The 26,991-nt window shown below is 72.0% G+C and carries 27 protein-coding genes; 18 read left to right on the top strand and 9 right to left on the bottom strand.

Annotated elements, in window-relative coordinates:
* Window positions 1–75 precede the first annotated feature (75 nt).
* On the top strand, window positions 76–444 hold the full coding sequence (locus ACZ5NJ_RS07005; protein WP_468763614.1) for a type II toxin-antitoxin system RelE/ParE family toxin: 369 nt from the start codon (window positions 76–78) through the stop codon (window positions 442–444).
* A gap of 14 nt (window positions 445–458) precedes the next feature.
* The gene (locus ACZ5NJ_RS07010) at window positions 459–803 is read left to right on the top strand and encodes a helix-turn-helix domain-containing protein (protein ID WP_468763616.1); all 345 of its coding nucleotides are present in this window, start codon (window positions 459–461) and stop codon (window positions 801–803) included.
* 7 nt (window positions 804–810) lie between these two features.
* Here ACZ5NJ_RS07010 and ACZ5NJ_RS07015 read toward each other — a convergent pair whose 3' ends face one another.
* Together ACZ5NJ_RS07015 and speB are read right to left on the bottom strand one after the other, a co-directional pair.
* The gene (locus tag ACZ5NJ_RS07015) at window positions 811–2,499 is read right to left on the bottom strand and encodes a thiamine pyrophosphate-binding protein (protein ID WP_468763618.1); all 1,689 of its coding nucleotides are present in this window, start codon (window positions 2,497–2,499) and stop codon (window positions 811–813) included.
* 76 nt (window positions 2,500–2,575) lie between these two features.
* Entirely contained in the window at window positions 2,576–3,544 is a 969-nt protein-coding gene (speB, locus tag ACZ5NJ_RS07020) for an agmatinase (protein ID WP_365153775.1), read from the bottom strand.
* 122 nt (window positions 3,545–3,666) lie between these two features.
* Between speB and ACZ5NJ_RS07025 the strand changes: the two genes are divergently transcribed.
* On the top strand, window positions 3,667–5,118 hold the full coding sequence (locus ACZ5NJ_RS07025; protein WP_468763620.1) for a PucR family transcriptional regulator: 1,452 nt from the start codon (window positions 3,667–3,669) through the stop codon (window positions 5,116–5,118).
* Here the strand turns inward: ACZ5NJ_RS07025 and ACZ5NJ_RS07030 are convergent.
* Window positions 5,078–5,368, bottom strand: coding sequence for a hypothetical protein (locus ACZ5NJ_RS07030; RefSeq protein ID WP_468763622.1), 291 nt, complete (start codon window positions 5,366–5,368; stop codon window positions 5,078–5,080). The two genes, ACZ5NJ_RS07025 and ACZ5NJ_RS07030, sit on opposite strands and share 41 nt — an antisense overlap.
* 108 nt (window positions 5,369–5,476) lie before the next feature.
* On the opposite strand from ACZ5NJ_RS07030, the gene ACZ5NJ_RS07035 reads away from it, so the two are divergent.
* Complete coding sequence (locus ACZ5NJ_RS07035; protein WP_468763625.1) at window positions 5,477–6,271, top strand: helix-turn-helix domain-containing protein; 795 nt, start codon at window positions 5,477–5,479, stop codon at window positions 6,269–6,271.
* On the top strand, window positions 6,264–6,488 hold the full coding sequence (locus ACZ5NJ_RS07040) for a DUF397 domain-containing protein (protein ID WP_468763627.1): 225 nt from the start codon (window positions 6,264–6,266) through the stop codon (window positions 6,486–6,488). Before ACZ5NJ_RS07035 ends, ACZ5NJ_RS07040 begins: the two co-directional genes overlap by 8 nt.
* 3 nt (window positions 6,489–6,491) lie before the next feature.
* Here ACZ5NJ_RS07040 and ACZ5NJ_RS07045 read toward each other — a convergent pair whose 3' ends face one another.
* Genes ACZ5NJ_RS07045 through ACZ5NJ_RS07055 form a run of 3 tightly spaced genes read right to left on the bottom strand, consistent with a single transcriptional unit; the run spans window position 6,492 to window position 8,238 of the window.
* Window positions 6,492–7,376 carry a YwqG family protein gene (locus ACZ5NJ_RS07045; RefSeq protein ID WP_468763629.1) on the bottom strand — a complete coding sequence of 295 codons (885 nt, stop codon included), beginning with the start codon at window positions 7,374–7,376 and terminating at the stop codon, window positions 6,492–6,494.
* Window positions 7,377–7,405: 29 nt separating this feature from the next.
* Window positions 7,406–7,681 (bottom strand): hypothetical protein, encoded by a 276-nt coding sequence (locus ACZ5NJ_RS07050; protein WP_468763631.1) that lies wholly within the window; start codon window positions 7,679–7,681, stop codon window positions 7,406–7,408.
* Entirely contained in the window at window positions 7,678–8,238 is a 561-nt protein-coding gene (locus tag ACZ5NJ_RS07055; protein ID WP_468763633.1) for an RNA polymerase sigma factor, read from the bottom strand. The genes ACZ5NJ_RS07050 and ACZ5NJ_RS07055 overlap by 4 nt, the downstream gene beginning before the upstream one ends.
* Before the next feature lie 263 nt (window positions 8,239–8,501).
* Between ACZ5NJ_RS07055 and ACZ5NJ_RS07060 the strand changes: the two genes are divergently transcribed.
* Both ACZ5NJ_RS07060 and ACZ5NJ_RS07065 read left to right on the top strand, forming a co-directional pair.
* Window positions 8,502–9,659, top strand: a complete 1,158-nt coding sequence (locus ACZ5NJ_RS07060) for an acyl-CoA dehydrogenase family protein (RefSeq protein ID WP_468763635.1) — start codon at window positions 8,502–8,504, stop codon at window positions 9,657–9,659.
* A 6-nt stretch (window positions 9,660–9,665) separates the two neighbouring features.
* A complete protein-coding gene (locus ACZ5NJ_RS07065; protein ID WP_468763637.1) occupies window positions 9,666–10,544 on the top strand; it encodes an acyl-CoA thioesterase in 879 nt (292 codons plus the stop codon).
* A gap of 54 nt (window positions 10,545–10,598) precedes the next feature.
* Here ACZ5NJ_RS07065 and ACZ5NJ_RS07070 read toward each other — a convergent pair whose 3' ends face one another.
* Window positions 10,599–11,060 (bottom strand): MarR family winged helix-turn-helix transcriptional regulator, encoded by a 462-nt coding sequence (locus ACZ5NJ_RS07070; protein WP_468763640.1) that lies wholly within the window; start codon window positions 11,058–11,060, stop codon window positions 10,599–10,601.
* Window positions 11,061–11,137: 77 nt separating this feature from the next.
* Here ACZ5NJ_RS07070 and ACZ5NJ_RS07075 point away from each other — a divergent pair, with 77 nt between their 5' ends.
* Complete coding sequence (locus tag ACZ5NJ_RS07075; RefSeq protein ID WP_468763642.1) at window positions 11,138–11,995, top strand: SDR family NAD(P)-dependent oxidoreductase; 858 nt, start codon at window positions 11,138–11,140, stop codon at window positions 11,993–11,995.
* A 21-nt stretch (window positions 11,996–12,016) separates the two neighbouring features.
* On the opposite strand, the gene ACZ5NJ_RS07080 is transcribed toward ACZ5NJ_RS07075, so the two are convergent.
* Window positions 12,017–12,826 (bottom strand): phosphatase, encoded by an 810-nt coding sequence (locus tag ACZ5NJ_RS07080; protein WP_468763645.1) that lies wholly within the window; start codon window positions 12,824–12,826, stop codon window positions 12,017–12,019.
* An 86-nt stretch (window positions 12,827–12,912) separates the two neighbouring features.
* Entirely contained in the window at window positions 12,913–13,491 is a 579-nt protein-coding gene (locus tag ACZ5NJ_RS07085; RefSeq protein ID WP_468763647.1) for an SACE_7040 family transcriptional regulator, read from the bottom strand.
* A gap of 101 nt (window positions 13,492–13,592) precedes the next feature.
* Here ACZ5NJ_RS07085 and ACZ5NJ_RS07090 point away from each other — a divergent pair, with 101 nt between their 5' ends.
* The 10 genes from ACZ5NJ_RS07090 (at window position 13,593) to ACZ5NJ_RS07135 (ending at window position 26,987) form a co-directional block, all read left to right on the top strand.
* Window positions 13,593–15,209 (top strand): carboxyl transferase domain-containing protein, encoded by a 1,617-nt coding sequence (locus tag ACZ5NJ_RS07090; RefSeq protein WP_358896156.1) that lies wholly within the window; start codon window positions 13,593–13,595, stop codon window positions 15,207–15,209.
* Window positions 15,210–15,246: 37 nt separating this feature from the next.
* Window positions 15,247–17,346: an acetyl/propionyl/methylcrotonyl-CoA carboxylase subunit alpha gene (locus ACZ5NJ_RS07095; RefSeq protein WP_468763650.1), complete on the top strand. Its 2,100-nt coding sequence runs from the start codon at window positions 15,247–15,249 to the stop codon at window positions 17,344–17,346.
* An 11-nt stretch (window positions 17,347–17,357) separates the two neighbouring features.
* Entirely contained in the window at window positions 17,358–18,278 is a 921-nt protein-coding gene (locus ACZ5NJ_RS07100; protein WP_468763883.1) for a hydroxymethylglutaryl-CoA lyase, read from the top strand.
* Between the two features lie 7 nt (window positions 18,279–18,285).
* Window positions 18,286–19,446 (top strand): acyl-CoA dehydrogenase family protein, encoded by a 1,161-nt coding sequence (locus tag ACZ5NJ_RS07105; RefSeq protein WP_468763652.1) that lies wholly within the window; start codon window positions 18,286–18,288, stop codon window positions 19,444–19,446.
* 192 nt (window positions 19,447–19,638) lie between these two features.
* Window positions 19,639–20,682, top strand: coding sequence for an ABC transporter substrate-binding protein (locus ACZ5NJ_RS07110; protein WP_468763654.1), 1,044 nt, complete (start codon window positions 19,639–19,641; stop codon window positions 20,680–20,682).
* A 26-nt stretch (window positions 20,683–20,708) separates the two neighbouring features.
* A complete protein-coding gene (locus ACZ5NJ_RS07115) occupies window positions 20,709–21,677 on the top strand; it encodes a siderophore-interacting protein (RefSeq protein WP_468763656.1) in 969 nt (322 codons plus the stop codon).
* Window positions 21,678–21,816: 139 nt separating this feature from the next.
* Window positions 21,817–23,322 carry a pyridoxal phosphate-dependent decarboxylase family protein gene (locus ACZ5NJ_RS07120; RefSeq protein WP_468763659.1) on the top strand — a complete coding sequence of 502 codons (1,506 nt, stop codon included), beginning with the start codon at window positions 21,817–21,819 and terminating at the stop codon, window positions 23,320–23,322.
* Window positions 23,306–24,607, top strand: coding sequence for a lysine N(6)-hydroxylase/L-ornithine N(5)-oxygenase family protein (locus ACZ5NJ_RS07125; protein WP_468763661.1), 1,302 nt, complete (start codon window positions 23,306–23,308; stop codon window positions 24,605–24,607). Before ACZ5NJ_RS07120 ends, ACZ5NJ_RS07125 begins: the two co-directional genes overlap by 17 nt.
* Complete coding sequence (locus ACZ5NJ_RS07130) at window positions 24,604–25,191, top strand: GNAT family N-acetyltransferase (protein WP_468763663.1); 588 nt, start codon at window positions 24,604–24,606, stop codon at window positions 25,189–25,191. Before ACZ5NJ_RS07125 ends, ACZ5NJ_RS07130 begins: the two co-directional genes overlap by 4 nt.
* Window positions 25,188–26,987 (top strand): IucA/IucC family protein, encoded by a 1,800-nt coding sequence (locus tag ACZ5NJ_RS07135; RefSeq protein ID WP_468763665.1) that lies wholly within the window; start codon window positions 25,188–25,190, stop codon window positions 26,985–26,987. Before ACZ5NJ_RS07130 ends, ACZ5NJ_RS07135 begins: the two co-directional genes overlap by 4 nt.
* The last annotated feature ends 4 nt before the right edge of the window (window positions 26,988–26,991 follow it).

Below are 26,991 nucleotides of genomic sequence, written 5' to 3' on the forward strand. Positions count from 1 at the left end.
CGCACCTCACTCGTTCGGGCGGCTTCACGCGCCGCGTCCACCGCCATACACTGGAATGTCTATACGTTCAGCTATATGGAAGACCTTTTCACGGTCGAGATCGAGCCGGAGGTCCGGCTGTGGCTCATGAACCTGTCGGACGCCGACTACCTGGTGGCGGAGCACGCCGTAGGACTTCTCGTCGACGCGCCGACCACACTCGGGGAGCCGTACACACGACATCTGAGAGGCGGCGTCCGCGAGCTGCGGTTCATGCTCGGCCACAACCGCGAGGCGGTGCGCCTCTCGTACCGCCTCGCTCCTGGCCGGAGGATCGTGCTTCTGACCGTCTTCAGGAAGACGAAGCAGCGCGAAGTCGCAGAAGTGGATCGGGCCGTGCGTGCCGGCCGGGTGTGCGAGTCCTCCCATGGACCGGCGGTCGACGTGTATACCCATGACGTCTAGAAGGGAGAATCACCATGGTCAGCCACGCTCAGTGGAAGCTCTCGCGGGACCGGAAGGTGGCACAGGGCCTGGCCGAGTCCGCAGAGACCACACGGCAGCGGGAGGAGATCCGGCTCGCCTTCGAGCTCGGACAGGCGGTGTACGACCGTCGTACCGAGCTCAGGATCTCGCAGACAGAGCTCGCGCGCCGGGCAGGGATGACACAGCCCCAGGTGTCGAAGCTGGAGCTGGGAGGGACCGTACCAACGGTGCCTCTGCTGGCACGGCTCGCTCGGGCCATGGAGTCCGAGCTGACCCTCAAGTTGGTCGGGGAGACGTCCCACGTGGTCTTCGCCGCCCGACATCACGAGGCTGCCTAGCCCATGCCTAGCCCAGGTGGGTCGGGGCGAACATCCTGAGGGTGGCCGGGAGGACGAGGACCGAGGGGCCGGGGGTGGTGAGGGACATGGCGAGGTCCTCGCGGAGGGTGGCCGGGGTGGTGGTGGACGCGGGGACGCCGAAGGACTCGGCGAGGGCGACGAAGTCGGGGCGGGTGAGTTCGGTGGCGGTGGTGCGGCCGTCGAAGGCGTCGGTCATGTACTCGCGCAGGATGCCGTAGCCGCCGTCGTCCACGATCAGCCAGGTGACGTCGAGGTCGTACTGCCGCGCGGTGGCGAGGTCCGAGACGGAGTACATCGCGCCGCCGTCGCCGGAGACCGCGAGGACGGGGGTGCCCGGCTCGGCGACGGCCGCGCCGATGGCCGCGGGGAAGGCGTAGCCGAGGCCGCCGGCGCCCTGGGCCGAGTGCATGGTGTTGGGGTGCTTCGGGTCGAAGGCGGACCAGGCCCAGTAGGACAGGATCGTCATGTCCCAGAAGGACGGGGAGCGGGCCGGCAGGGCGGACCTGATCGAGGTCAGGAGCTCCTGTTCCAGGGTGAGGTCCTGGGCGGCGAGCCGGGCCGCGACGGCGTCGAGGACCGCGCGGACCCGGGCGGGGGCGTCGGCGTCCTCGCGGGGCTCGACCGTCTCCAGCAGGGCCTGGAGGGCCAGTCGGGCGTCGGCGTGGATGCCCAGCGCCGGGTGGTTGGACTCCAGCTTGCCGAGGTCGGCCTCGATCTGGACGACCCGGCCCGTGGGGAAGAACGTGTGGTAGTTGGAGCTGAGTTCCCCCAGGCCCGAGCCGACGACGAGCAGGACGTCGGCGTCCTCCAGGAAGTCCGTCATGTGGCGGTCCTCCAGCCAGGACTGGAGGGAGAGCGGGTGCGTCCAGGGGAAGGCGCCCTTGCCGCCGAAGGTGGTGACGACGGGGGCGTTCAGGCGTTCGGCGAGCTGCCTGAGCTTGCCGGCGGCGTCCGCGCGGACGACCCCGCCGCCCGCGATGATCACGGGGCGGGAGGCCCGGGACAGCCAGTGCGCCGCCAGTGCGGTCAGCTCCGGGCGCGGGGCGAGTTCGTGCGGGCTCGCGTCCATGCCCGTGACCTGCGGGATCACCGTCTCGGCGCGGAGCACGTCCTCGGGGATCTCCACCCAGACGGGGCCGTGCGGGGCGGTCAGGGCCGACTCCCAGGCCTCCGCCACGACGGAGGGGATCTGGGAGGGGGTGCGAGCGATGTGGACCGACTTCACCACGTCACGGAAGGACGCGGACTGCTCGCGCAACTCGTGCAGGTGTCCGCGCCGGCCTCCGCCCAGGCCCGGGGACGGGACCTGGGAGGAGAGGGCGAGCACGGGCGCGGAGGCGGCGGCCGCCTCCGCGAGGGCCGGCAGGGACATGAGCGCCCCGGGGCCGGTGGAGAGCAGCAGCGGGACCGCCTCGCCCGTGAGGCGGCCGTAGGCGTCGGCGGCGAAGCCCGCGTTGTTCTCCGTCCGCAGGCCGATCAGGCGCAGGTCGGAACGGCCGACGGCGTCGAAGAGGGCGAGCGCGTGCTGCCCCGGCAGACCGAAGACGGTCGTCGCGCCGAGGCCGCGCAGCGTCTCCACCACCAGGTCCCCGCCCGTGCGGCCCGGCGGCGGGGCCAGGGCGGCCGCCGTCTGGGCGTCGGTGGGGCGGAGAACCAGGTCGTGGTCGTGCGTCACGTGCTTGCGTGCCCTTCGTGCCGTCGCGCTGCCTTGGCGCTGGGGTGCCGGGCCGCCGTGTTCGCCCCGCCGGGTGTTACTTCGCCTTCGAGGCGGCGATCTGGCGGCTCATGATCGTGGTGAGCTCGTACGCGGTGTGCGAGGCCGCGACCGAGGTGATCTCGGCGTGATCGTACGCCGGGGCGACCTCGACCACGTCGGCGGAAACGAGGTTGCAGGACGACAGGCCGCGGATGATCTCCAGCAGCTCGCGGGAGGTCATGCCGCCCGCCTCCGGCGTGCCGGTGCCGGGCGCGTGCGCCGGGTCCAGGACGTCGATGTCGATGGAGATGTACAGCGGGCGGTCGCCGATGCGCTGGCGCAGCTGGTCGGCGATCTCGTCGGCGCCGCGGCGGTAGACGTCCGCCGAGGTCACGATGCCGAAGCCCATCTTGGCGTCGTCGTCGAGGTCCTGCTTGCCGTACAGCGGGCCGCGGGTACCGACGTGGGAGAGGGCCTCGGTGTCGAGGATGCCCTCCTCGACGGCACGGCGGAACGGGGTGCCGTGGGTGTACTCGGCGCCGAAGTAGGTGTCCCAGGTGTCCAGGTGGGCGTCGAAGTGCAGCAGGGCGACCGGGCCGTGCTTCTTCGCGACCGAGCGCAGGAGGGGGAGGGCGATGGTGTGGTCGCCGCCGAGGGTCATCAGGCGGGAGCCGTTGCCGAGGAGCTCGTCGGCGGCGGCCTCGACCGTCTCGACGGCCTCGTTGATGTTGAAGGGGTTCACCGCGATGTCACCGGCGTCCGCGACCTGCGCGAGGGCGAACGGGGAGGCGTCCTGCGCCGGGTTGTACGGGCGCAGCAGGCGCGAGGCCTCGCGGATGGCGTTGCCGCCGAAGCGGGCGCCGGGGCGGTAGGAGACACCGGAGTCGAAGGGCACACCGACGACGGCGACGTCGGCGGAGCCGACCTCGTCCAGGCGGGGCAGGCGGGCGAAGGTCGCCGGACCGGCGTAGCGCGGGATCCGGGAGGAGTCGACGGGGCCGCGCGGGCTCTGCTCGGTGCTCATGGGGGGGGTGCCCTTCTGGTGGTCCTGCGGGTGCGGTCTTTCGAGCGTAAGGGGGCGAGGAGGGGGCGCGAAGTGTACGTTTCATCCATTGAGTCGGTTTGATGTGTACGGAGTATCCATCCATGGCCGTGGAAACCCCTCCCACCGCGCCGGTCGCCCTCGCGGCCCTGCTCGCCGACCGCGAACTGGGGCTGCGCCGGCTGGCGGGCCCCGCCGAGGGGGAGGTGCACGGGGTGCACGCCTCCGAGATGCCCGATCCGTCGCCGTACCTGCTGGGCGGGGAGCTGCTGCTGACGGCGGGGTCCGGGCTGGCGGGGGCGGACGCCGGGGCGTACGTGGCGCGGCTGGTGCGGGCCGGGGCGGCCGGGCTCGGGTTCGGTGTGACCCCGGTGCACGAGACGGTGCCGCCGGATCTGGCGGAGGCGTGCGCGGCGTACGGGCTGCCGCTGGTGGAGGTCCCGCCGGGGACCCCCTTCACGGCGGTCGCCCGCACGGTGTGGCGGCTGATGGCGGAGGCCCGCACCCGTGAGCTCCGCCGCGTCACCGAAGCGCAGCAGTCCCTGGCGGCGGCCGCCGCCCGCCCGGACCCGGTCCCGGCGGTGCTGTCCCGCCTGGCGGCGACCCTGGGCGGCTGGGCGGCCCTGGGGGGCCCGGGGTCCGGCCCTGCGGGCGTCGCCCCCTCGGGCGCCGGGTTCCGCCCGGCCGGGGCCACCGCCGGGGCGGAGCCCGGGGAGGACGTGCGGGCGGCGCTGGACGCGCTGGCGCTGCGGGTGGCCCCGGGGAGCGCGGCCACCGCCACCGACGGCCTGGGCGGCACCCATCTGGCCGCCTACGCGGTGGGCGGCGGGCGGGTGCTGGCCCTGGCCACCCCCGGGCGGGCCCCCGGCGACCACACCATCGCCTCGGTCGGCGCCGTCCTGCTGACCCTGCTCACCGCGAGCGGCCCGGCCGGCGCGGAGGCGGCCGCGCTGACCCGTCTCCTGCTGGACGGCGACCCGGACGCCGCCCTCGCCCCGGGCCCCTGGTACGCCGTCCACGCCCGGGGCGGCGGGGACCCGCAGGCCCTGGCGGCGGCGCTGGGCACCGTACTGCTGGACCCGCACGGGGACGGCGCGCGCCTCCTCACCGACCGGGAGCCCGGCCCGCAGCCGGGGTGGCGGCTCGGGGTCAGCGCCCCGGCCGCGCCGGGCGGGCTGCGCACGGCGGGCGCGGAGGCCCGCCGGGCCCTGGAACGCGCCGAGGCGGCCCGGACCCCGCTGGCCCGGCCCACCGACCCGGGCTTCGCGGGCCTGGTCGGCGAAGCGGAAGCCCGCGCCCACGCCGAGGCGCTGCTCCTGCCCCTCTCCCCCGCGCTGCGGGAGACCCTGCGGGCCTGGCTGGCCCACCACGGCAGCTGGGACCGTACGGCCGCCGCGCTGGGGGTGCACCGCAACACGGTCCGCCAGCGGATCGCCCGCTGCGCGGCCCTGCTGGGCGACGCCGACCTGGACGACGCGGACACCCGCATGGAGTTGTGGTTCGCCCTGCGGTGGCTCAGTCCGGCACCGGACTCGCCATCCGGGCCCCTCGGCTGACGGCGATCCGGTGCACGTCCCGCAGCGACTCGGCCATGCGGTGGCCCAGGTACCGCAGCTGGGCGCCGGTGGCGTCGTAGTCGCGGAGCATGTCGTCGGCGTGGCCGAGGAGTTCGACGGCCATGCCGAGCTGGACGCGCTCCATGTCGTCCGCGACGCGGGAGAGGTAGCCCTGCCCGTCGGTGACGAGGTAGCAGGGCTGCCCGTCCCCGGTGACCCACGGCAGCAGCCGCCCTTGATCGTGCGCCATTCCCGATCCCTTCCGTCGTGTGGCGATCCGGTCACAGAGTGAGACGGCCGGGAGTAGGCTCGCCAGGGCACACCGCGTGACTTCGACCCCGTCACAGGGGAGTTGACCATGAGCAACATCTACGGGGACTGGCTGAAGGCCCAGCGGAAGGCGGCGGGCCTGACGCAGCAACAGCTGGCGGACGACGCCCTGATGACCCGGTCCCACATCGCCCACATCGAGGCGGGCCGCCGGATCCCGTCCCAGGAGGACGCGGTACGGCTGGACCGGGCGCTGGGGACGGGGGACGTGCTGAGGAGTTTTCTGCCGCAGGACGACGAGACCATCGCGGACTACTTCGAGCCCGCCAGACAGTTGGAGCAGCAGGCCTCGCAGATCTACGAGTTCGCCCTGTCCTTCGTACCGGGCATCCTTCAGACCGAGGCGTACGCCCGCGCCGTTCTCGGCACGAGCGTCCCACCCAAGAGTGATGAGGAACGTGACAAGCACGTTGTCTCAAGGCTCGAACGGGCAAGGATCCTCAAGGACCCCGTGTCGCCGGTGGTATGGGCACTGATCGACGAAGCCGCGCTGAGGCGCCCCTTCGGCGGCAGCCGCGTAATGGCTGATCAGATCAAGCACATCGTGGACCTGACCGAGCGCGGGCGCATCCGGACGCACATCATCCCTATCGGCCTCGGTCTCTACCCCCTGCTCCAGGGGATGCTGTCGCTCATGTGGTTCGAGGACCAGCCCCCAGCTGCCTACAGCGAAGGCGTATCCGTGGGCAAGGTGCACGACTCACCCGCCCTGGTTCAACGCCTCCAGGCCACATACGCTCAGGCCTTGGGCGATGCGCTCCCACAGCGGGAGTCACTCGCATTCATGAGGGCGATCGCGAAGGAACACGAGCAGCATGGCTGATCACACGGTCCGAGAGGGCTCGACCCTGAGCGGCTGGCGTAAATCCTCGTACAGCGGTAACGAGAGCGGCAGCTGCCTGGAAGTCCTCGACGGCCACCCCACCGCCGTCCCCGTCCGGGACTCCAAGATCCCCCACGGCCCCGCCCTGCTGATCCCGGCCCCCGCCTGGGCCTCCTTCGTGGACGCCCTCAAGCAGGGGGCCAGCACCGCCCCGTAAGGCTCAGGAGCAGTCGAACCAGTGCCCCACCGGCCGGTCCGGACACGTACGGCACTCGAAGACGTAGACGCCCCCGGCGTCGCCGAGGCAGAGGCCCGCCGGGTCGGCGACGCTCCGGCCGGGGTAGCCGCCGTCCGGGGTGCGGTCCTCCTCGGGGAGCCACGTGCGCCAGGACTCTCCGTCGACCTCCCTGCTCGCGACCGTCAGCAGGTGCTCCATCCGCCCGCCGCACCCCTCGCAGTCGGGCCAGGCCGGGTCCTGCGTCCACCCGGGCCAGCCGCCCAGCTTGATCCCCGACGCCTCCGCCAGGTGGTACCAGTAGTACAGGCCGGTGCGCGCCTCCATCTCCTCGATGCGCGGACGCAGCGCGTCCGACAGCGCGCGGGGCATGTCCCAGCTCGGGTACTCGGTCACCGTCTCGGGATGGACCACGCACGGGTCCGGGTACCAGTAGGCGCAGAGGTCGGGATCCGGCGCGGGGGTGGGGCACACCTCGCCCACCGCCGCCGAGTCCCGCCAGTAGACCCTCGGCAGCGGGTAGCAGTACTCGCCGTGCCCGTACGGGCACCACACCACCTGGAGCAGGTCCGTCCCCTCGGGGAACGGCAGGCCGGGCGCGTCGGCGCGGTAGACCTGCACGATGGGAAGCATGGGCGCCGCCTCCTCGTGGAGGTCCACCGACTCCGGCTCGTAGTGCTCCTCGCCACACACCGGCCACGCCTCCCCCGCCGGCCACAGCAGCGGCCCCCCGACCGAGCTGTCGGTGCAGGCGGGTGACCCCGGGCGCGGGTGGAGCCGTACCGCCTCACGGCGGTAGGGGGCCAGCTCCGGGAAGAGCGCCTCGACGTCGACGGGACGGGCGGGCGTCGTACGGGTGTTCTGGATCATGCCGGGACCCTACGGCGCCGGACTGACAGTCACGCGGACGGCGTCAGCGTGCACCGCCCGTCCTCGCACGTGCGCTCCAGGCGGCCCCGGGAGAGCGTCTGCACCAGCCCGACCGCCCAGCACATCGGGCAGCCGCGCAGGGCCAGCAGGCCAACGGGCAGCAGGGCCAGGCTGACCGGCCAGGCGTACGGGAGGAGGACGACGGCCAGGGCGAGCGAGCCGAATCCCAGGACACCGCGCACCAGGTGCCTCGGGAGGGAGGCGCTCGCGAAGTCGGGGCGGCCGTCGGCCTTCGTCGCGGTCATGGGCCGTTCCTTCCGGGAGCCGGGTCGGGCGGGGTCAGGAGGGTGGTGCGGACCGTGGTGCGGGCCCGGTGGAGGCGGGATTTCATCGCCGCCGTGGTGAGGCCCAGGGAGTCGGCGACCATGCGGCCGCTGTGGCCCTGGATGTCCCGCATGATCAGCACCCGTCGCTGGTCGGGCGGGAGGGCCGCGACCGCGGCCGCCACCCTGCCCGCCTCCAGGCGGCGCAGCGCCTCGTCCTCGGCCGAGTCCACCGGGGTGTCCGGGGCCGGGGGGTGCTCCCGGTCGCGGACCACGGCCCGGGCCCGGCGCAGGCACTCGTTGCGGACGATGCGGAACATCCACGAGGCCAGCGCGCCGGAGGCCCGCAGCATGCCGATCTTCCGGTACAGGATGATCAGGGCCTCCTGCGCCGCGTCCTCGGCGTCCTCCGGGGTCGCGCACAGGGAGCGGGCGAAGCGCCGTACGTTCGGGTGCGAGCCCGAGACCAGCGCGGTGATCGAGTCGAGGTCGCCGCGCCGGGCTTCGGCGATCAGGCGTTCGCCGGGCCAGTCAGCCACGTGCGCGCCCCCGCTTCAGGACGAACACGCACGTGCAGAGCAGCAGCGCGCCCGCTGCGATGGCAATGGCGATGATCATGGCGACCTCCAGGTCCCGTTCCCCACCGCGTCCGTCGCGGTACGGGGATAAGAGGCGCGGGCCCCCGGAAAGGATTCACCGCCGGCCGGCCGCATCTGGACAGGATCGACAACCCGCCGGTAACTTAGCTATGAGCAAGCGCTTAGACATAAGCGGCGGACCGCCGCGACGAAGGGAGCCGGCCGTGCGCCGTACGGTGTTCAACGAGGACCACGAGGCGTTCCGCGAGACCCTCCGCGCCTTCATCGAGGCCGAGGTCGTCCCCGTCTACGACGAGTGGTTCCAGGCCGGCCAGGCGCCGCGCGAGTTCTACTACAAGCTCGGCGAGCTGGGCATCTTCGGCATCAACGTCCCCGAGGAGTTCGGCGGCGCGGGCCTGGACACCCACAAGTTCGAGGCCGTCCTGTACGAGGAGACCTCCCGCGCGGGCGTCAACTTCGGCGGTTCCGGCGTGCACGTGCTGCTCGCCCTGCCCTACATCAAGATGCTCGCCACCGACGAGCAGAAGAAGCGCTTCCTGCCGAAGTTCGTCTCCGGTGAGGAGATGTGGGCCCTGGCGATGACCGAGCCGGGCACCGGTTCGGACGTCGCGGGCATGAAGACCACCGCCAAGCTCTCCGAGGACGGCACGCACTACGTCCTCAACGGCTCCAAGACCTTCATCACCGGCGGCGTCCACGCCGACCGCGTGATCGTCTGCGCCCGCACTTCCGCCCCGAGCGAGGACGACCGCCGCTTCGGTATCTCCCTGTTCGCCGTGGACACCAAGTCCGAGGGCTACTCGATCGGCCGCAAGCTCGACAAGCTCGGCCTGAAGACCTCCGACACCGCCGAGCTGGCCTTCGTCGACGTCAAGGTCCCGGTCGAGGACCTCATGGGCGAGGAGGGCAAGGGCTTCTACTACCTGGGCCACAACCTGGCCTCCGAGCGCTGGGGCATCGCCTTCGGCGCGTACGCCCAGGCCGCCGCGGCCGTCCGGTTCGCCCAGCAGTACGTCACCGACCGCACGGTCTTCGGCAAGCCGGTCGCGCACTTCCAGAACACCAAGTTCGAACTGGCCGCCTGCCAGGCCGAGGTGGACGCCGCCCAGGCCGTCGCCGACCGCGCGCTGGAGGCCCTGGACGCGGGCGAGCTGACCCCGGCCGAGGCCGCTTCCGCCAAGCTCTTCTGCACCGAGGTCGCGCACCGCGTGATCGACCGCTGCCTCCAGCTGCACGGCGGCTACGGCTACATGAACGAGTACCCGATCGCCCGCCTGTACGCGGACAACCGCGTCAACCGCATCTACGGCGGCACCAGCGAGATCATGAAGTCGATCATCGCCAAGTCGATGGGTCTGTAAGTCCCCTTGAACGAAGCGCTCTCCGGTCTCCTCGATCTGCTCGACCTGGAGCAGATCGAGGAGAACATCTTCCGCGGGACCAGCCGCCCGTCGCTGGTCCCGCGCGTCTTCGGCGGACAGGTCGCGGCCCAGGCGCTGGTCGCGGCCGGCCGTACCGTGCCCGGGGACCGTACGGCGCACTCGCTGCACTCGTACTTCCTGCGCACGGGCGACCCGGGCGCGCCCATCGTCTACACCGTCGACCGGATCCGCGACGGCCGCTCGTTCACCACGCGGCGGGTCGTAGCCGTGCAGCACGGGCAGCCGATCTTCCACCTGTCGGCCTCGTTCCAGGTGTACGAGGAGGGGCTGGACCACCAGGTCCCGATGCCCGACGCGCCCGACCCGGAGTCGCTGCCGACGGCCGCCGAGGCCCTGCCCGCCTACCGGGAGCTGTTCCGGGACCCGGGCACGGTGGAGCGGCTGCTGGAGGCGCGCGGCGCGGTGGACCTGCGGTACGCGACGACGCCGCCGTGGGGGTCGATCGGCGAGCCGGTGGAGCCGCGCTCGCAGGTGTGGTTCCGTACGGCCGGGAAGCTGGACAGCGCCGACCCGCTGCTGCACACGTGCCTGGCCACGTACGTCTCGGACATGACCCTGCTGGATTCCGTGCTGCTCGCGCACGGCCGCGGCGGCTGGGCGGTGGGCGACGTGGTCGGGGCCTCCCTGGACCACGCGATGTGGTTCCACCGGCCGCTGCGGGCGGACGAGTGGCTGCTCTACGACCAGGACTCGCCGACCTCGCACGGCGGGCGGGGCCTGGGCCAGGCCCGGATCTGGACCCAGGACGGCCGGCTGGCCGTCACCGTGATCCAGGAGGGCGTGGTCCGCGTACCGCGCGCCTGACACGCCGCTCCCCGAAGGCCCCCCGGACCGCGTCCGGGGGGCCTTCGGCGTTCCCTACCCCTGCGGGCGGGACTTCAGCTTCGCCCAGACCGTCTCCAGGGCGGCGATGTCCGTGTCGTCCAGCAGGTCGTCGAAGACCTCGGCCAGGGCCTCGCGGCGGGTGGCGTCGGCCTCGGCGTAGGTGCGGCGGCCGGCCTCGGTCAGGGCGATGCCGACCGAGCGGGCGTCGGTCGGGGAGGGTATCCGCTCGATGAGCCCGCGGGCCTGGAGCGAGTCGGCCACGCGCGAGACCTGGCTGCGGCTGAGCAGGGTCCTGGCGCCCAGCTCCGAGGGGGCGACGGGCTCCTTCTGCACGCTGAGCCACAGCATCACCTCGAACCACGACAGCGGCAGGTCGTGGCGGCGGGTGAGCGCCTGGTCGACCCGGGCGGTGAGGGTGGTGCCGGCCCAGACCAGACCGTAGAAGGCGTGGTCACGGGGGGTGAGGCCGTCCAGGTTGAGGTTCGCGTGCGCCATGGGGAAAGGGTACCGGGTTGCGTGCACGCGCACACATCATTAATGTGTGTGTGCACGCACAAACCTAGGGAGCCTCCATGACCACCACGCCCGCCAAGACCGTCCTCATCACCGGCACCTCCTCCGGCATCGGACTCGCCGCCGCGGTGGCGGCGGCACGGGCCGGCTGGCACACCGTCGCCACCATGCGGGACACCACCCGCGCCGACGCCCTGGTCAAGGCCGCCGCCGAAGCCGGCGTCACCGGTCTCGTCCAGGTCAAGCGGCTGGACGTGACCGACGCGGACTCCGTAGCCGCCTGCGTGGCCGAGGTCGTCGCCGAACACGGCCACCTGGACGCCGTCGTGAACAACGCGGGCGCCGGCTTCGTCGGCACCGTCGAGCAGCACGGCATGGAGGAGGTGCGCTCCGTGATGGAGGTCAACTTCTTCGGCGTCGTCGAGCTCACCCGGGCCGCGCTCCCCCACCTGCGCGCCTCGGGCGGCCGGGTCATCACCGTGACGAGCGTCGGCGGCGTGGTCGGCCAGCCCTTCAACGAGTCCTACTGCGCGGCCAAGTTCGCCGTCGAGGGCTTCATGGAGTCCCTCGCACCGGTCGCCGGGGCCGCGGGCGTCCAGGTCTGCGTCGTGGAACCGGGCGCCGTGTCCAGCGAGTTCGTCAACAACGTCGGGCTCGACCTCCCGGCGCTGCTCGCCCAGGCCGGCCCGTACGCCGCCCAGCTCCAGGGCTACATCGACCACGCCATGCGGTCCTTCGGCAGCGACACCGCGCAGACCCCGGAGCAGGCGGCGGCGCCGGTCGTCGAGGCGCTGACCGCCGAGAGGATGCCGTTCCGGATCCAGACCTCGGACTGGGCGCGCACCTTCGTGGGCATGAAGCTCGCCGACCTCGACGGCTCCACCGTCCAGGGGGAGATGAGCGCCTGGCTCCGCTGACCCGCCCGCCGCGCGGGCCGGCTACCGCAGGCCCGCCGCCGCCAGGAGGTACGCGACCATCGGGTCGTAGTAGCGCGGGTCGCGGACGTGGTCGTCCAGGGGGACGGCCACCTGGAGCGTCCCCTCCGCCTCCGCCAAGAACAGCGCGGGGTCGTTGCAGTCGGCGTAGCCCACCGCGTCCAGCCCCCGCTGCGCCGCGCACCCCGCCCAGCCGTGGTCGGCGACGACCAGGTCCGGCAGGGGGCGGCCGTCGTTCGGCAGGGTGTCGAGGATGGCCGCCATCGGGGCCGGGGAGTGGGTGTGCCACAGCGTCGCACCCCGCTCCATGACCGCCACGTCGGCGAACTGCCACACCGAGCCCTCGTCGGCGAAGAGCCCCGCCGGGATCCGGACGATCTCGCAGCCCGCCGCGCGCAGCGCGTCGGCCGTGGCGCGGTGGACGTCCAGGAGCCCGCCGGGGTGCCCGGTGGCGAACAGCACGCTCTGCCGGTCCAGCGCGGCCTTCCGCAGGCGGGCCGCCATCCGGTCGAGGCCCGCGACCGTCAGCTCCGGGTCGATGGTGTCCTGCCCGGTCCGGTGCGCCGGGTCGTCGACGACGCCGACGCGCTCCGCCATCACGGCCAGGACGTCCTGCTCGTCCGTCCAGCGGTCGCCCAGCTCCAGGCCGAACCAGTAGTGCCGGTCGCCGTTGGCGAGCTTGCGGTAGTGGGAGAGGTTGTTCTCGCGGGGGGTCGCCACCTGTCCCGCGATGCGCGTGCGCACCAGGTGGTCGATGAGCTGCGCTCGGCTGGGGGTCTCTATGGGCTCTGTCGGCTTCGGCATGCGGCCCATTCTGCCGCCGCCCGGCCGGATCCGTCCGCTGCGCCAAGCCGCCCTCAAGCCCTCGCCCCGGCTTTTGCCCGGGCCCGCGCCCCGCTTCACCCCGACAGCGCCCCGAAGGACCCGTGCGCGAGCCGGCGCAGCAGCGACTCCGTCGCCTCGCGGCTCAGCGCGCCCAGGTGCGGGGTGGAGTTCAGCAGGCCGAAGACCGCGTGCACGGCGACCCGTACCTCCGCCTCCCCGACCTCGGGGTGCAGCTCGCGCACGACGGACACCCAGAGCTCGACGTACTGGCGCTGGAGCTGCCGTACGAGCTTGCGGTCCTCGTCGCGCAGCCGGTCGAGCTCCCGGTCGTGCAGGGTGATCAGCGCCCGGTCGTCCAGCGCGAAGTCGATGTGCCCCTCGACCAGGGAGGCGAGCAGCGCCCGCGGGTCGCCCACGGCCTCCTCGACGCGGCGGCGGCCGCCGGTCAGCAGCCGCTCGCTGATCCCGACGAGCAGCTCGGCCAGCATCGCGTCCTTGCCGGCGAAGTGCCGGTAGAGGCCGGGGCCGCTGATGCCGACCGCGGCCCCTATCTCGTCCACGCCCACGCCGTGGAAGCCGCGCTCCGCGAAAAGACGAGCGGCCTCGCGGAGGATCTGCTCGCGGCGGGTCGGGGTGGCAGCTCTGGTGCTCATGGGAATCCATTCTAGACAGGGCGGTTAGCGCTCGTTAACCTTTGACCCACACGCGTTAACGGTCATTAACACAGCAGGTACCGAGCAAGGGAGCTCGACCGATGCAGCAGGCACCAGTGCTGACGAGCGCCGCGGACCCGGCGTCCGAGGCCTGGCGGACCAATGAGGCCGCCCACCGCGAGCTCGCCGAGGGCCTGCGCGCCCGGCTGGACGCGGCCCGCCTCGGCGGCGGCGAGAAGGCACGCGCCCGGCACACCGCGCGCGGCAAGCTCCTGCCCCGCGACCGCGTGGACACCCTCCTCGACCCCGGTTCGCCCTTCCTGGAGCTGGCCCCGCTGGCCGCCGAGGGGATGTACGGGGGCGCGGCCCCGGCGGCCGGCGTGATCGCGGGCATCGGCCGGGTCAGCGGCCGCGAGTGCGTGATCGTCGCCAACGACGCCACCGTCAAGGGCGGCACGTACTACCCGATGACGGTCAAGAAGCACCTGCGGGCGCAGGAGGTGGCCCTGGAGAACCGGCTGCCCTGCCTGTACCTGGTCGACTCCGGCGGTGCCTTCCTGCCCATGCAGGACGAGGTCTTCCCCGACCGGGAGCACTTCGGCCGGATCTTCTACAACCAGGCCCGCATGTCCGGCGCCGGCATCCCGCAGATCGCGGCCGTCCTCGGCTCCTGCACGGCGGGCGGGGCGTACGTCCCGGCGATGAGCGACGAGGCCGTCATCGTCCGCGGCCAGGGCACGATCTTCCTCGGCGGCCCGCCGCTGGTGAAGGCCGCCACCGGCGAGGTGGTCACGGCCGAGGAGCTCGGCGGCGGCGAGGTGCACTCGCGCACCTCCGGCGTGACCGACCACCTCGCGGAGGACGACGCGCACGCGCTGCGGATCGTACGGAACATCGTGGCGACCCTGCCCGAGCGCGGGGCCCTGCCCTGGTCGGTCGAGCCGGCCGAGGAGCCCAAGGTGGACCCGTTCGGGCTCTACGGCGCGGTCCCGGTCGACTCCCGCACCCCCTACGACGCCCGTGAGATCATCGCCCGGGTCGTGGACGGCTCCCGCTTCCAGGAGTTCAAGGCGGAGTTCGGGCAGACCCTGGTCACCGGCTTCGCCCGGATCCACGGCCACCCCGTCGGCATCATCGCCAACAACGGCATCCTCTTCTCCGAGTCCGCGCAGAAGGGCGCCCACTTCATCGAGCTGTGCGACCAGCGCGGCATCCCGCTCCTCTTCCTCCAGAACATCTCCGGCTTCATGGTCGGCCGCGACTACGAGGCCGGCGGCATCGCCAAGCACGGCGCGAAGATGGTCACCGCCGTGGCCTGCGCCCGGGTCCCGAAGCTGACGGTGGTGGTCGGCGGCTCGTACGGCGCCGGCAACTACTCGATGTGCGGCCGGGCGTATTCGCCGCGCTTCCTGTGGATGTGGCCCAACGCCAAGATCTCCGTCATGGGCGGCGAGCAGGCCGCCTCCGTCCTGGCCACGGTCAAGCGCGACCAGATCGAGGGCGCGGGCCAGGAGTGGCCCGCCGAGGACGAGGAGGCCTTCAAGGCCCCGGTCCGCGCGCAGTACGAGGAACAGGGCAACGCCTACTACGCCACCGCGCGGCTGTGGGACGACGGGGTCATCGACCCCCTGGAGACCCGGCAGGTGCTGGGACTGGCCCTGACCGCGTGCGCGAACGCCCCGCTGGGCGAGCGCGGCTACGGCATCTTCCGCATGTGACCCGTGACTTGTGACTTGTGACGTGAGGACCTCACAGATGTTCAGCACTGTTCTGGTGGCGAACCGGGGCGAGATCGCCGTACGGGTCATCCGCACCCTGCGGGAGCTCGGGATCCGGTCCGTGGCCGTCTTCAGCGACGCCGACGCGGACGCCCGGCACGTACGGGAGGCCGACACGGCCGTCCGGATCGGCCCGGCGGCGGCGTCCGAGAGCTACCTCTCGGTCGGGAAGCTGCTCGACGCCGCCCGGCGCACGGGGGCCGAGGCCGTCCACCCCGGGTACGGCTTCCTCGCGGAGAACGCGGCCTTCGCGCAGGCCTGCGCGGAGGCGGGGCTGGCCTTCATCGGGCCGCCCGCCTCGGCGATCTCCCTGATGGGCGACAAGATCCGGGCCAAGGAGACGGTGAAGGCCGCCGGGGTGCCGGTGGTACCCGGGTCGTCCGGGAGCGGGCTGTCGGACGCCGAACTGGTCGAGGCCGCCGAGAAGATCGGCATGCCCGTGCTGCTCAAGCCCTCGGCGGGCGGCGGCGGCAAGGGCATGCGGCTGGTCCGGGACGCGGCCCTGCTGGCGGAGGAGATCGCGGCGGCCCGGCGCGAGGCGCGGTCCTCCTTCGGGGACGACACCCTGCTGGTGGAGCGGTGGGTGGACCGGCCGCGCCACATCGAGATCCAGGTGCTGGCCGACGCCCACGGCAATGTGGTGCACCTGGGCGAGCGCGAGTGCTCGCTCCAGCGGCGCCACCAGAAGGTCATCGAGGAAGCCCCCTCGGTCCTCCTCACGCCCGAGATCCGGGCCGCGATGGGCGCGGCGGCGGTGGAGGCGGCGCGTTCCTGCGGGTACGTCGGCGCGGGCACGGTGGAGTTCATCGTGCCGGGCGGGGACCCGTCCTCGTACTACTTCATGGAGATGAACACCCGCCTCCAGGTGGAGCACCCGGTCACGGAGCTCATCACCGGGCTGGACCTGGTGGAGCAGCAGCTGCGCGTGGCGTCGGGGGCGGAACTGGGCTTCGGGCAGGAGGACGTCCGGCTGACCGGGCACGCGATCGAGGCCCGCGTCTGCGCGGAGGACCCGGCGCGCGGGTTCCTGCCGTCCGGCGGCACGGTGCTGGCGCTGTCCGAGCCTTCGGGCGGGGCGGTGCGGACGGACTCCGGGCTGGTGGCCGGGGTGGACACGGGGTCCACGTACGACCCGATGCTGTCGAAGGTCATCGCGTACGGCCCGGACCGCGCCGCCGCCCTGCGGGTGCTGCGGGGTGCCCTGGCGGACACGGTGATCCTGGGTGTCCAGACCAACGCCGGGTTCCTGCGGAGGCTGCTGGCGCACCCGGACGTGGTGTCCGGGAACCTGGACACGGGGCTGGTGGAGCGGGACCTGCCGTCCCTCCTCCCGGAGGGGGTCCCGGCCGAGGTGTACGCGGCGGCGGCGCTGCTGGCCCGGGCTTCCCTCCCCGCGCCGGCGGGGCCGGATGCGGCGGGCGCGTGGGCCGACCCCTTCTCCGCCGCCGACGGCTGGCGCCTCGGCGGCACCCCCGCCTGGACGGTCCACCACTTCCGCCTCCCGGGCCAGGACCCGGTCACGGTCCGCACCCGGCAACGGGGCGCAGAGCAGGAGATCCTCCTCGACGGTCCGACAGCCGACAATGGCGCCGCGCAAAATACAGCCTCGCCGGCGATTGAGGCGCGGGGTCTGGGGCAGAGCCCCAGCGCACCGGCCCGCGGCCGCATCATCAGCCTCAGCCCCGACCGCCTCAGCGTCGAACTGGACGGCGTCACGCACCGGTTCAGCCACGCCACCTCCCCGGACGGGGTCTGGCTCGGGCGGGACGCCGACAGCTGGCACGTCCAGCACCACGACCCCGTCACCGCAGCCCTCAGCGGCAGCGGAAGGGCAGGCGCCGACACCCTCGCCGCCCCCATGCCCGGCACCGTCACCGTCGTCAAGGTGGCCGTCGGGGACCGGGTGGCGGCCGGGCAGAGCCTGCTGGTCGTCGAGGCGATGAAGATGGAGCACGTCATCTCCGCCCCGCACGCCGGCACCGTCACCGAACTCGACGTCACCCCCGGCTCGACGGTGGCCATGGACCAGGTCCTGGCCGTGATCACTCCCGACGCGGATGAGGAGGAGGCGGCGTGAACGGCCTGCCCATGACCGTCCCGGCCCCCAGCGGGCTTCCGACGCGGGTGCGGATCCACGAGGTCGGCGCCCGCGACGGGCTCCAGAACGAGAAGACGGCCGTCCCCACCGAGGTGAAGGCCGAGTTCGTCCACCGGCTCGCCGCCGCCGGCCTGACCACCGTCGAGGCCACCAGCTTCGTCCACCCCAAGTGGGTGCCCCAGCTGGCAGACGCCGAGCAGCTGTTCCCGCTGCTCTCCGACGTCCCGGCGGACCTGCCCGTCCTGGTGCCCAACGAGCGCGGCCTCGACCGCGCGCTCGCCCTCGGCGCCACCCGTATCGCGGTGTTCGGTTCGGCCACCGAGACCTTCGCCGCGCGGAACCTCAACCGTACGGTCGCCGAGTCCCTGGCCATGTTCGAGCCGGTCGTGGCCCGGGCCAAGGACGCGGGCGCGCACGTGCGCGGCTATCTGTCGATGTGTTTCGGCGACCCCTGGGAGGGCGCGGTCCCGGTCCCCCAGGTGGTCCGCGTCGCCAAGGCCCTGCTGGACCTGGGCTGCGACGAGCTCAGCCTCGGCGACACGATCGGCGTCGCCACCCCCGGCCACGTCCAGGCGCTGCTCGGCGAGCTGAACGCGGCGGGCGTGGCCACCGGCCGGATCGGGGTGCACTTCCACGACACCTACGGCCAGGCCCTGTCCAACACCCTCGCCGCGCTCCAGCACGGCGTGACCACGGTCGACGCCTCGGCCGGCGGTCTCGGCGGCTGCCCGTACGCGAAGAGCGCCACCGGGAACCTGGCCACCGAGGACCTGGTGTGGATGCTCGACGGCCTCGGCATCGAGACCGGGGTCGACCTGGCCGCCCTCACCGCCACGAGCGTGTGGATGGCCGAACAGCTGGGCCGTCCCAGCCCCTCCCGTACCGTCCGCGCCCTCTCCCACAAGGAGTAACGAAGCCATGCCCCTCGACCACCGGCTCACCCCCGAGCACGAGGAACTCCGCCGTACCGTCGAGGCGTTCGCGCACGACGTGGTGGCGCCCAAGATCGGCGACCTGTACGAGCGCCACGAGTTCCCGTACGAGATCGTCCGCGAGATGGGCCGCATGGGCCTGTTCGGCCTGCCCTTCCCGGAGGAGTACGGCGGCATGGGCGGCGACTACCTCGCGCTCGGCATCGCCCTGGAGGAGCTGGCCCGCGTCGACTCCTCGGTGGCCATCACCCTGGAGGCGGGCGTCTCGCTGGGCGCCATGCCGCTCTACCTCTTCGGCACCGAGGAGCAGAAGCGGGAGTGGCTGCCGAAGCTGTGCTCGGGCGAGGTGCTCGGCGCGTTCGGCCTGACCGAGCCCGGCGCCGGCAGCGACGCGGGCGGCACCCGTACGACGGCCGTCCGCGACGGCGACGAGTGGGTGATCAACGGCTCCAAGTGCTTCATCACCAACTCCGGTACGGACATCACCGGTCTGGTCACGGTCACCGCGGTCACCGGCCGCAAGGCGGACGGCCGTCCGGAGATCTCCTCGATCATCGTCCCGTCCGGCACCCCGGGCTTCACGGTGGCCGCGCCCTACTCCAAGGTCGGCTGGAACTCCTCGGACACCCGTGAGCTGTCCTTCTCCGACGTCCGGGTACCGGTCGCCAACCTGGTGGGCCAGGAGGGCCGCGGCTACGCCCAGTTCCTGCGGATCCTCGACGAGGGCCGGATCGCCATCGCGGCGCTGGCCACCGGTCTGGCGCAGGGCTGTGTGGACGAGTCGGTGAAGTACGCCAAGGAGCGACAGGCCTTCGGGAAGCCGATCGGCGACAACCAGGCCATCCAGTTCAAGCTGGCCGACATGGAGACGCGCGCCCACATGGCCCGCCTGGGCTGGCGGGACGCAGCCTCGCGGCTGGTGGCGGGCGAGCCGTTCAAGAAGGAGGCGGCCATCGCGAAGCTGTACTCCTCCACGGTCGCCGTCGACAACGCCCGTGACGCCACACAGATCCACGGCGGCTACGGGTTCATGAACGAGTACCCGGTGGCCCGTATGTGGCGGGACTCGAAGATCCTGGAGATCGGCGAGGGCACGAGCGAGGTCCAGCGCATGCTCATCGCCCGCGAACTGGGCTTCGCCGGCTGATCCGGCACCGCTGCCCGCACCACCCCGTACGACGGCCCGCGCCCTCCGGCGCGGGCCGTCGCGCGTGCGTGCGCCCGTGCGCCCCCGAGAGAAGTTAGGACTGCCTTACCGCTTTTGGCCAAGGTTAGGCTAACCTTCCTCCCGAACGGCCCACCCTCGCAGCCGCCCTGCACGCACGAAAGCGGAACCGACATGCCCAAGCCCAGCCCGACCTTCCTCTCCCGCCGCGGCCTCATCGCGGCCGGCGGCGCCCTCGGCCTCGTCGCCGCGCTCACCGCGTGCGGCGGCGGCGACAAGGCGAAGGACGGGGCGGGCGACCAGGGCTCCTCCGCCGCGTCGGGCGCCTGGAGCTTCAAGGACGACCTGGGCAAGACGGCCACCGCCAAGTCCACGCCGAAGAACATCGTGGCCTACACCGGCACCGCCGCCGCGCTCTACGACTACGGCGTGCAGGTCAAGGGCGTCTTCGGCCCGACCAGGCTGGCGGACGGCAAGCCGGACCCGATGGCCGGCACGATGGACATCTCCAAGGTGGAGATCCTCGGCAACGTCTACGACGAGTTCAACGTCGAGAAGTACGCCGCCCTGCGGCCCGACCTCCTCGCCACCAACACCTGGGACGGCTCGTACTGGTACGTGCCCGAGGCCTCCAAGGACAAGATCCTGAAGCTGGCCCCGGCCGCCGCCGTCGGCGTGGGCGACAAGGTGTCCATGGACAAGGCCCTGGAGCGCACCGCGGACCTCGCCAAGTCCCTCGGCGCCGACCTGAACACGAAGAAGAGCGCCGACGCGAAGGCCCGTTTCGACGCCGCCTCCGCCAAGGTCCGCGAGGCCGTCAAGGCCAACCCGGGCGTCAAGGTCCTCGTCGGCTCCGGCTCCGACCAGATGTTCTACGTCTCCACCCCGAAGACCTCCGCGGACCTGAAGTACTTCGAGACCCTCGGCGTCGAGTTCGTCACCCCGGAGCAGGACAAGCTGGACCCGCAGGGCTTCTTCGAGAGCCTCAGCTGGGAGAACGCCGGCAAGTACAAGGCCGACGTCATCCTCCTGGACAACCGCACCCAGGCCCTCCAGCCGGAAGCCCTGAAGGCCAAGCCGACCTGGAACGAGCTCCCGGCGGTCAAGGCCGGCCAGGTCGCCCCGCGCGTGACCGAGCCGATCTACTCGTACGAGAAGTGCGCGCAGCTGCTGGAAGACCTCGCCAAGACCATCCAGAACGCCAAGAAGCTCGGCTGACCCGGTAACCCAGGGGGGACCTCCGCATGACCGCCACCGCTTCCGCCGCCGCCACCGCTTCCGCCGCCGGCTCCGCTTCCGCCACCGGCCCCGACGCCGCCCCCGACGCGGCTCCGGCCGCCGCGCACTTCCGCTTCTTCACCCTCGAAGTCCTGCGCACCCGCCGCCTCGGCCACTCGTTCCTGCGCGTGACCTTCGGCGGCGAGTCCCTGGCCGGCTTCCGCTCGGGCGGCTACGACCAGAGCCTGTCGCTCTTCCTCCCGGTCGGGGACCGGGAGGACACCGTCCTCCCGTCCACCGACGAGGACACCTGGTTCGGGGCCTGGCGCGCGATGCCGGAGCAGGAGCGCCCGGTGATGCGCTCGTACACCGTGCGCGAGCAGCGGCGTACGGACGGCGGGGCGGTCGAGGTGGACGTCGACTTCGTCCTCCACGGGGACGCGTCGCCCGCCTCCCGCTGGGCGGGCCGGGCGGTCACCGGCCGGCGGATCATGGCGATCGGCCCGGCCGTGGCGGAGAACAAGTCGGTCCGCTTCCAGCGGCCCGAGGGCACCGGCACGGTGCTGATGTACGCGGACGAGACGGCCCTGCCGGCGGCCGCCGCGATCCTGGACCGGCTGCCCGCCGACACCGGGGTAAAGGCCTGGTTCGAGGTCCCGCACGCCGACGACCGCCTCGGCCTGCACACCCTCGCGGACGCGGACATCACCTGGATCGTGCGCGAGGACGGCGCGGGCCCGGCGGCGCGCACCGAGAGGGTGCTGTCCGCGCTGCGGGCAGCGGAACTCCCCGCCGGCGGGACCCCGTACGCCTGGCTCGCGGGCGAGGCCGGGACGATCAGGGCGGTACGCCGCCACCTGGTGCAGGAACGTTCCGTCGACCGGCGCGCGGTGCGGTTCACCGGCTACTGGAGGCTCGGCGCGAGCGAGGAGCAGCTGCTCGCCGAGGCGTACGCGGGCCAGGCACCGAGCGAGGACCCGGCATCCGACCTGTAGTCAACTCCCGTCGCGTACAAGCTATTTGAGGAAGGGCCCCGGCATCAGCCGGGGCCCTTCCTCATTTGTGATCTAACTTAGGTTAGGCTAACCTAAATCCCGCACCCACCCCCCGCTCTCCCTGCCCGGAGGAAAGTTGATGCGCTCGCATCTGCTGAACGAGACGACCGCGGACCTCTACCGGCGCACCGTCACCGAGGGCGTCGACCGCGTCGCCGCCAAACTCGCGGCCACGCGACGCCCCCACACCGGCATCTCCGTGGACGAACTCGCCCCGGTCATCGACGGCATCGACCTGGACCGCCCGCTGGGCGACGCGGCCGCCGCCCTCGACGAGCTGGAGGACGTCTACCTGCGCGACGCGGTCTACTTCCACCACCCGCGCTACCTGGGCCACCTCAACTGCCCGGTCGTCATCCCCGCGGTGGTCGGCGAAGCCGTTCTGTCGGCCGTCAACTCCTCCCTCGACACCTGGGACCAGTCCATCGGCGGCACGCTCATCGAGCGCCGCCTGATCGACTGGACCGCCCGCCGCATCGGCCTCGGCGAGGGCGCGGACGGCGTCTTCACCTCCGGTGGCAGCCAGTCCAACTTCCACGCGCTGCTCCTCGCCCGGGACGAGGCCTGCCGGATCGTCATGAAGCGCGCCCTGGACGGCGGAACCGAGCTCACCAAGGCCGAACTCCTCCCGAAACTGCGCATCTTCACCTCCGAGGCCAGCCACTTCAGCGTGCAGAAGTCGGCCGCCATGCTCGGCCTGGGCTACGAGGCCGTCATCTGCGTCCCCGTCGACCGCCACCGCCGCATGGACACCTCCGTGCTCGCCCTGGAGCTGGAGGAGTGCGCCGCCGAGGGCCTCTTCCCCATGGCCGTCGTCGCCACCGCCGGCACCACCGACTTCGGGTCCATCGACCCGCTCCCCGAGATCGCCCGCCTGGCCTCCGAGCACTCCGCGTGGATGCACGTGGACGCCGCCTACGGCTGTGGACTGCTGGTCTCCCCCACCCGCCGGCACCTCCTCGACGGCATCGAGCACGCCGACTCGGTGACCGTCGACTACCACAAGTCCTTCTTCCAGCCCGTGAGTTCCAGCGCGGTGCTGGTCCGCGACCGCGACACCCTGCGGCACGCCACGTACCACGCGGACTACCTCAACCCGCGCCGCATGGCCGAGGAGCGGATCCCCAACCAGGTCGACAAGTCCATCCAGACCACCCGCCGCTTCGACGCCCTCAAGCTCTGGATGACCCTGCGCATCATGGGCGCCGACGGCGTCGGCTCGCTCTTCGACGAGGTCGTCGACCTCGCCGCCGCCGGCTGGGAGATCCTCGACGCCGACCCCCGCTTCGAGGTGGTCGTCGCACCGCAGCTCTCCACCCTGGTCTTCCGCTACGTCCCCGCTCCCGACGGCGCCGGCGACGGCCCGCGCGCCGACCTCCTCGACGAGGCCCAGCTGCACGCCCGCAAGGCCCTGTTCGCCTCCGGCGAGGCCGTCGTCGCCGGCACCAAGGTCGACGGGAAGCAGTACCTGAAGTTCACCCTCCTCAACCCGCAGACCACGACGGCCGACATCACCGCCGTCCTCGACCTCGTCGCCGCACACGCCGAGCAGTTCCTGGGAGAGTCCCTTGCCGTCCACCACTGAGCCCTACGACTTCATCGGCATCGGCCTGGGTCCCTTCAACCTGGGTCTGGCCTGCCTGACGGCGCCGATCGACGAGCTGAACGGCCTGTTCATCGAGTCCAAGCCGCACTTCGAGTGGCACGCCGGGATGTTCCTCGACGGCGCCCACCTCCAGACGCCGTTCATGTCGGACCTGGTCACGCTCGCCGACCCGACCTCACCCTTCTCCTTCCTGAACTACCTGAAGGACAGGGACCGGCTGTACTCCTTCTACATCCGGGAGAACTTCTACCCGCTGCGCGCCGAGTACAACGACTACTGCCGCTGGGCCGCCGACCGGCTCGACAACGTCCGCTACTCCGCCTCCGTCACCGAGGTCTCCTACGACGAGGGCGCCGGCCTCTACGAGGTGCACACGGACCGCGGCGAAACGTTCCTGGCCCGCCGCCTGGTCCTCGGCACCGGCACCCCGCCGCACGTCCCCGCCGCCTGCGAGGACCTCGGCGGCGACTTCCTCCACAACTCCGCCTACATGGAGCACAAGGAAGCCCTCCAGAAGAAGAAGTCGATCACCCTGATCGGCTCGGGCCAGAGCGCCGCCGAGATCTACTACGACCTCCTCACCGAGATCGACGTCCACGGCTACCGGCTCGACTGGGTGACCCGCTCCCCGCGCTTCTTCCCCCTCGAATACACCAAGCTCACCCTGGAGATGACCTCGCCGGAGTACGTGGACTACTTCCACGCCCTCCCCGAGGAGACCCGCTACCGGCTGGAGAACCGGCAGAAGAACCTCTTCAAGGGCATCGACGGCGACCTGATCAACGCCATCTTCGACCTGCTCTACCAGAAGAAGATCACCATGCCGGGCCCGGTCCCCACCACCCTGCTCACCAACACCTCCCTGAACAGCACGGCGTACGACACCACCACCGGCACGTACACCCTGGGCCTGCGTCAGGAGGAGCAGGAACGGGACTTCTCCCTCACCACCGAGGGCCTGGTCCTCGCCACCGGCTACAAGTACCGCGTCCCGGAGTTCCTGGCCCCCGTCCGCGACCGCCTGAACTTCGACGGCCACGGCCGCCTCGACGCCGGCCGCAACTACGCCGTCGACGTCACGGGCCGCGGGGTCTACCTCCAGAACGGCACCACCCACAACCACTCCCTCACCTCGCCCGACCTGGGCATGGCCGCGTACCGCAACGCGTACATCGTCGGAGAGCTCCTCGGCCGCGAGTACTACAAGGTCGAGAAGTCCATCGCGTTCCAGCAGTTCGCGGCCCCGGAAGGCACCCACGCATGAGCACCACCGAGACCCTCTTCACCCGCACCGACCCCGCCCTCGGCGCCTTCTCCCTGAGGCCCCTGGACCCCTTCTCGGACGCGGAGCTGCTCCACACCTGGGTCACCCACCCCAAGGCCGCGTTCTGGATGATGCAGGACGCCACCCTCCCGGACGTGGAGCGCGAGTACGTGCGCATCACCGCGCACGAGCACCACCAGGCCTTCCTCGGCTTCCACGAGGACCGCCCGGCCTTCCTGATGGAGAGCTACGACCCCGCGCGCCTGGAGCTCGTCGGCCTGTACGACGCGCAGCCGGGCGACGTGGGCATGCACTTCCTGGTCGCCCCGACCGACACCCCGCTGCCGGGCTTCACCCGCGCCGTCATCACCACCGTCATGGCGGCCCTCTTCGCCGACCCCGCCACCGAGCGCGTCGTGGTCGAGCCGGACGTCCGCAACACCGCCGTCCACGCCCTCAACGAGGCCGTCGGCTTCGTGGCCGAAGGCCCCGTCACCAAGCCGGAGAAGGAAGCCCTCCTCAGCTTCTGCACCCGCGCCCAGTTCGAGGCGGCCACCGCCCTCACCACCGGGGTCTCGATATGAACCTCTCCGCCGACATCGCCCACCTCACCCCGGAGCTGTGGGCCCGCGCCAACCGCGCCCTGGTCCGCAAGGCCCTCGCGGAGTTCTCCCACGAACGCCTGCTGACCCCGGAGCCCCTCGGCGAGGACCGCTACCGCGTCCCCTCCGACGACGGCACGGTCGAGTACCGCTTCCGCGCGACCCTCCACGCCCTCGACCACTGGTCGGTGGACGCGGCGTCCATCACCCGCCACGGCACCGGCACCGGCACCGGCACCGGCACCGAGCTCCCCCTCGACGCCCTGGACTTCCACATAGAGCTCCGGGACACCCTCGGCCTCAGCGCGGAGGTCCTCCCCGTCTACCTGGAGGAGATCTCCTCCACCCTGGCCGGCACCGGCTACAAGTACACCAAGCCGCAGACCCCGTCCGCGGTCCTCGCGAAGTCCTCGTTCCAGGACATCGAGACCGGCATGACCGAGGGCCACCCCTGCTTCGTCGCCAACAACGGCCGCCTGGGCTTCGGCGTGCACGAGTACCGCGCGTACGCCCCGGAGACCGCGAACCCGGTCCACCTCATCTGGGCGGCGGCCCACAAGGACGTCTCCACCTTCACGGCGGGCGCGGGCCTGGACCACGACACGTTTATGCGCGAGGAGCTGGGCGAGGCGGCGCTCGCCGGCTTCGCGGCGAAACTCACCGCCCTCGGCCTCGACCCGGCCGACTACCACTACTTCCCCGTGCACCCCTGGCAGTGGTGGAACAAGACGACGGTCACCTTCGCCGCCGAGATCGCGAACCGCCGCCTGGTCCTGCTCGGCGAGGGCGAGGACGCCTACCTCGCGCAGCAGTCGATCCGCACGTTCTTCAACACCACCACCCCCACGAAGCACTACGTGAAGACGGCCATCTCCGTCCTCAACATGGGCTTCATGCGCGGCCTGTCGGCGGCCTACATGGAGGCCACCCCGGCCATCAACGACTGGCTGCACCAGCTGATCGAGGGCGACGAGACCCTCCGCTCCGTCGACTTCTCGATCATCCGCGAGCGCGCGGCGATCGGCTACCACCACCGCCAGTACGAACGCGCGACGGACCGCTACTCCCCGTACCGCAAGATGCTGGCCGCCCTGTGGCGCGAGTCCCCGGTGAACTCCCTGCGCGACGGCGAGCACCTGGCCACGATGGCCTCGCTCCTCCACGTGGACGAGGACGGCGCGTCCTTCGCCGGCGCCCTCATCGCCGAATCGGGCCTCACCCCGGCGCAGTGGCTGAAGCCCTACCTCCGCGCCTACCTCCTGCCCCTCCTGCACTGCTTCTACCAGTACGACCTCGCCTACATGCCGCACGGCGAGAACACGATCCTGGTGATCAGGGACGGGGTGGTCCAGCGGGCGATCTTCAAGGACATCGCCGAGGAGATCGTCGTCATGGACCCGGACGCGGTCCTCCCGCCGGCGGTCGAGCGCATCCGGGCCGACATCCCCGAGGACATGAAGCTCCTGTCGATCTTCACGGACGTCTTCGACTGCTTCTTCCGCTTCCTGAACGCCATCCTCGTCACGGAGGGCATCTGCGACGAAGCGACGTTCTGGCGGGCGGTCGCGGACTGCGCCCACGACTACCAGCAGTCCCACCCCGCCCTGGCGGACCGCTTCGCCCGCTACGACCTGTTCGCGCCCGACTTCCAGCTGTCCTGCCTCAACCGCCTCCAGCTGCGCAACAACCAGCAGATGGTCGACCTCGCGGACCCGTCGGCGGCCCTGCAGCTGATCGGCACCCTCAAAAACCCCGTCGCGCCCTTCGCCCGGCGCTGACGGC

This window comes from Streptomyces sp. NPDC032091 (genome assembly GCF_055580265.1).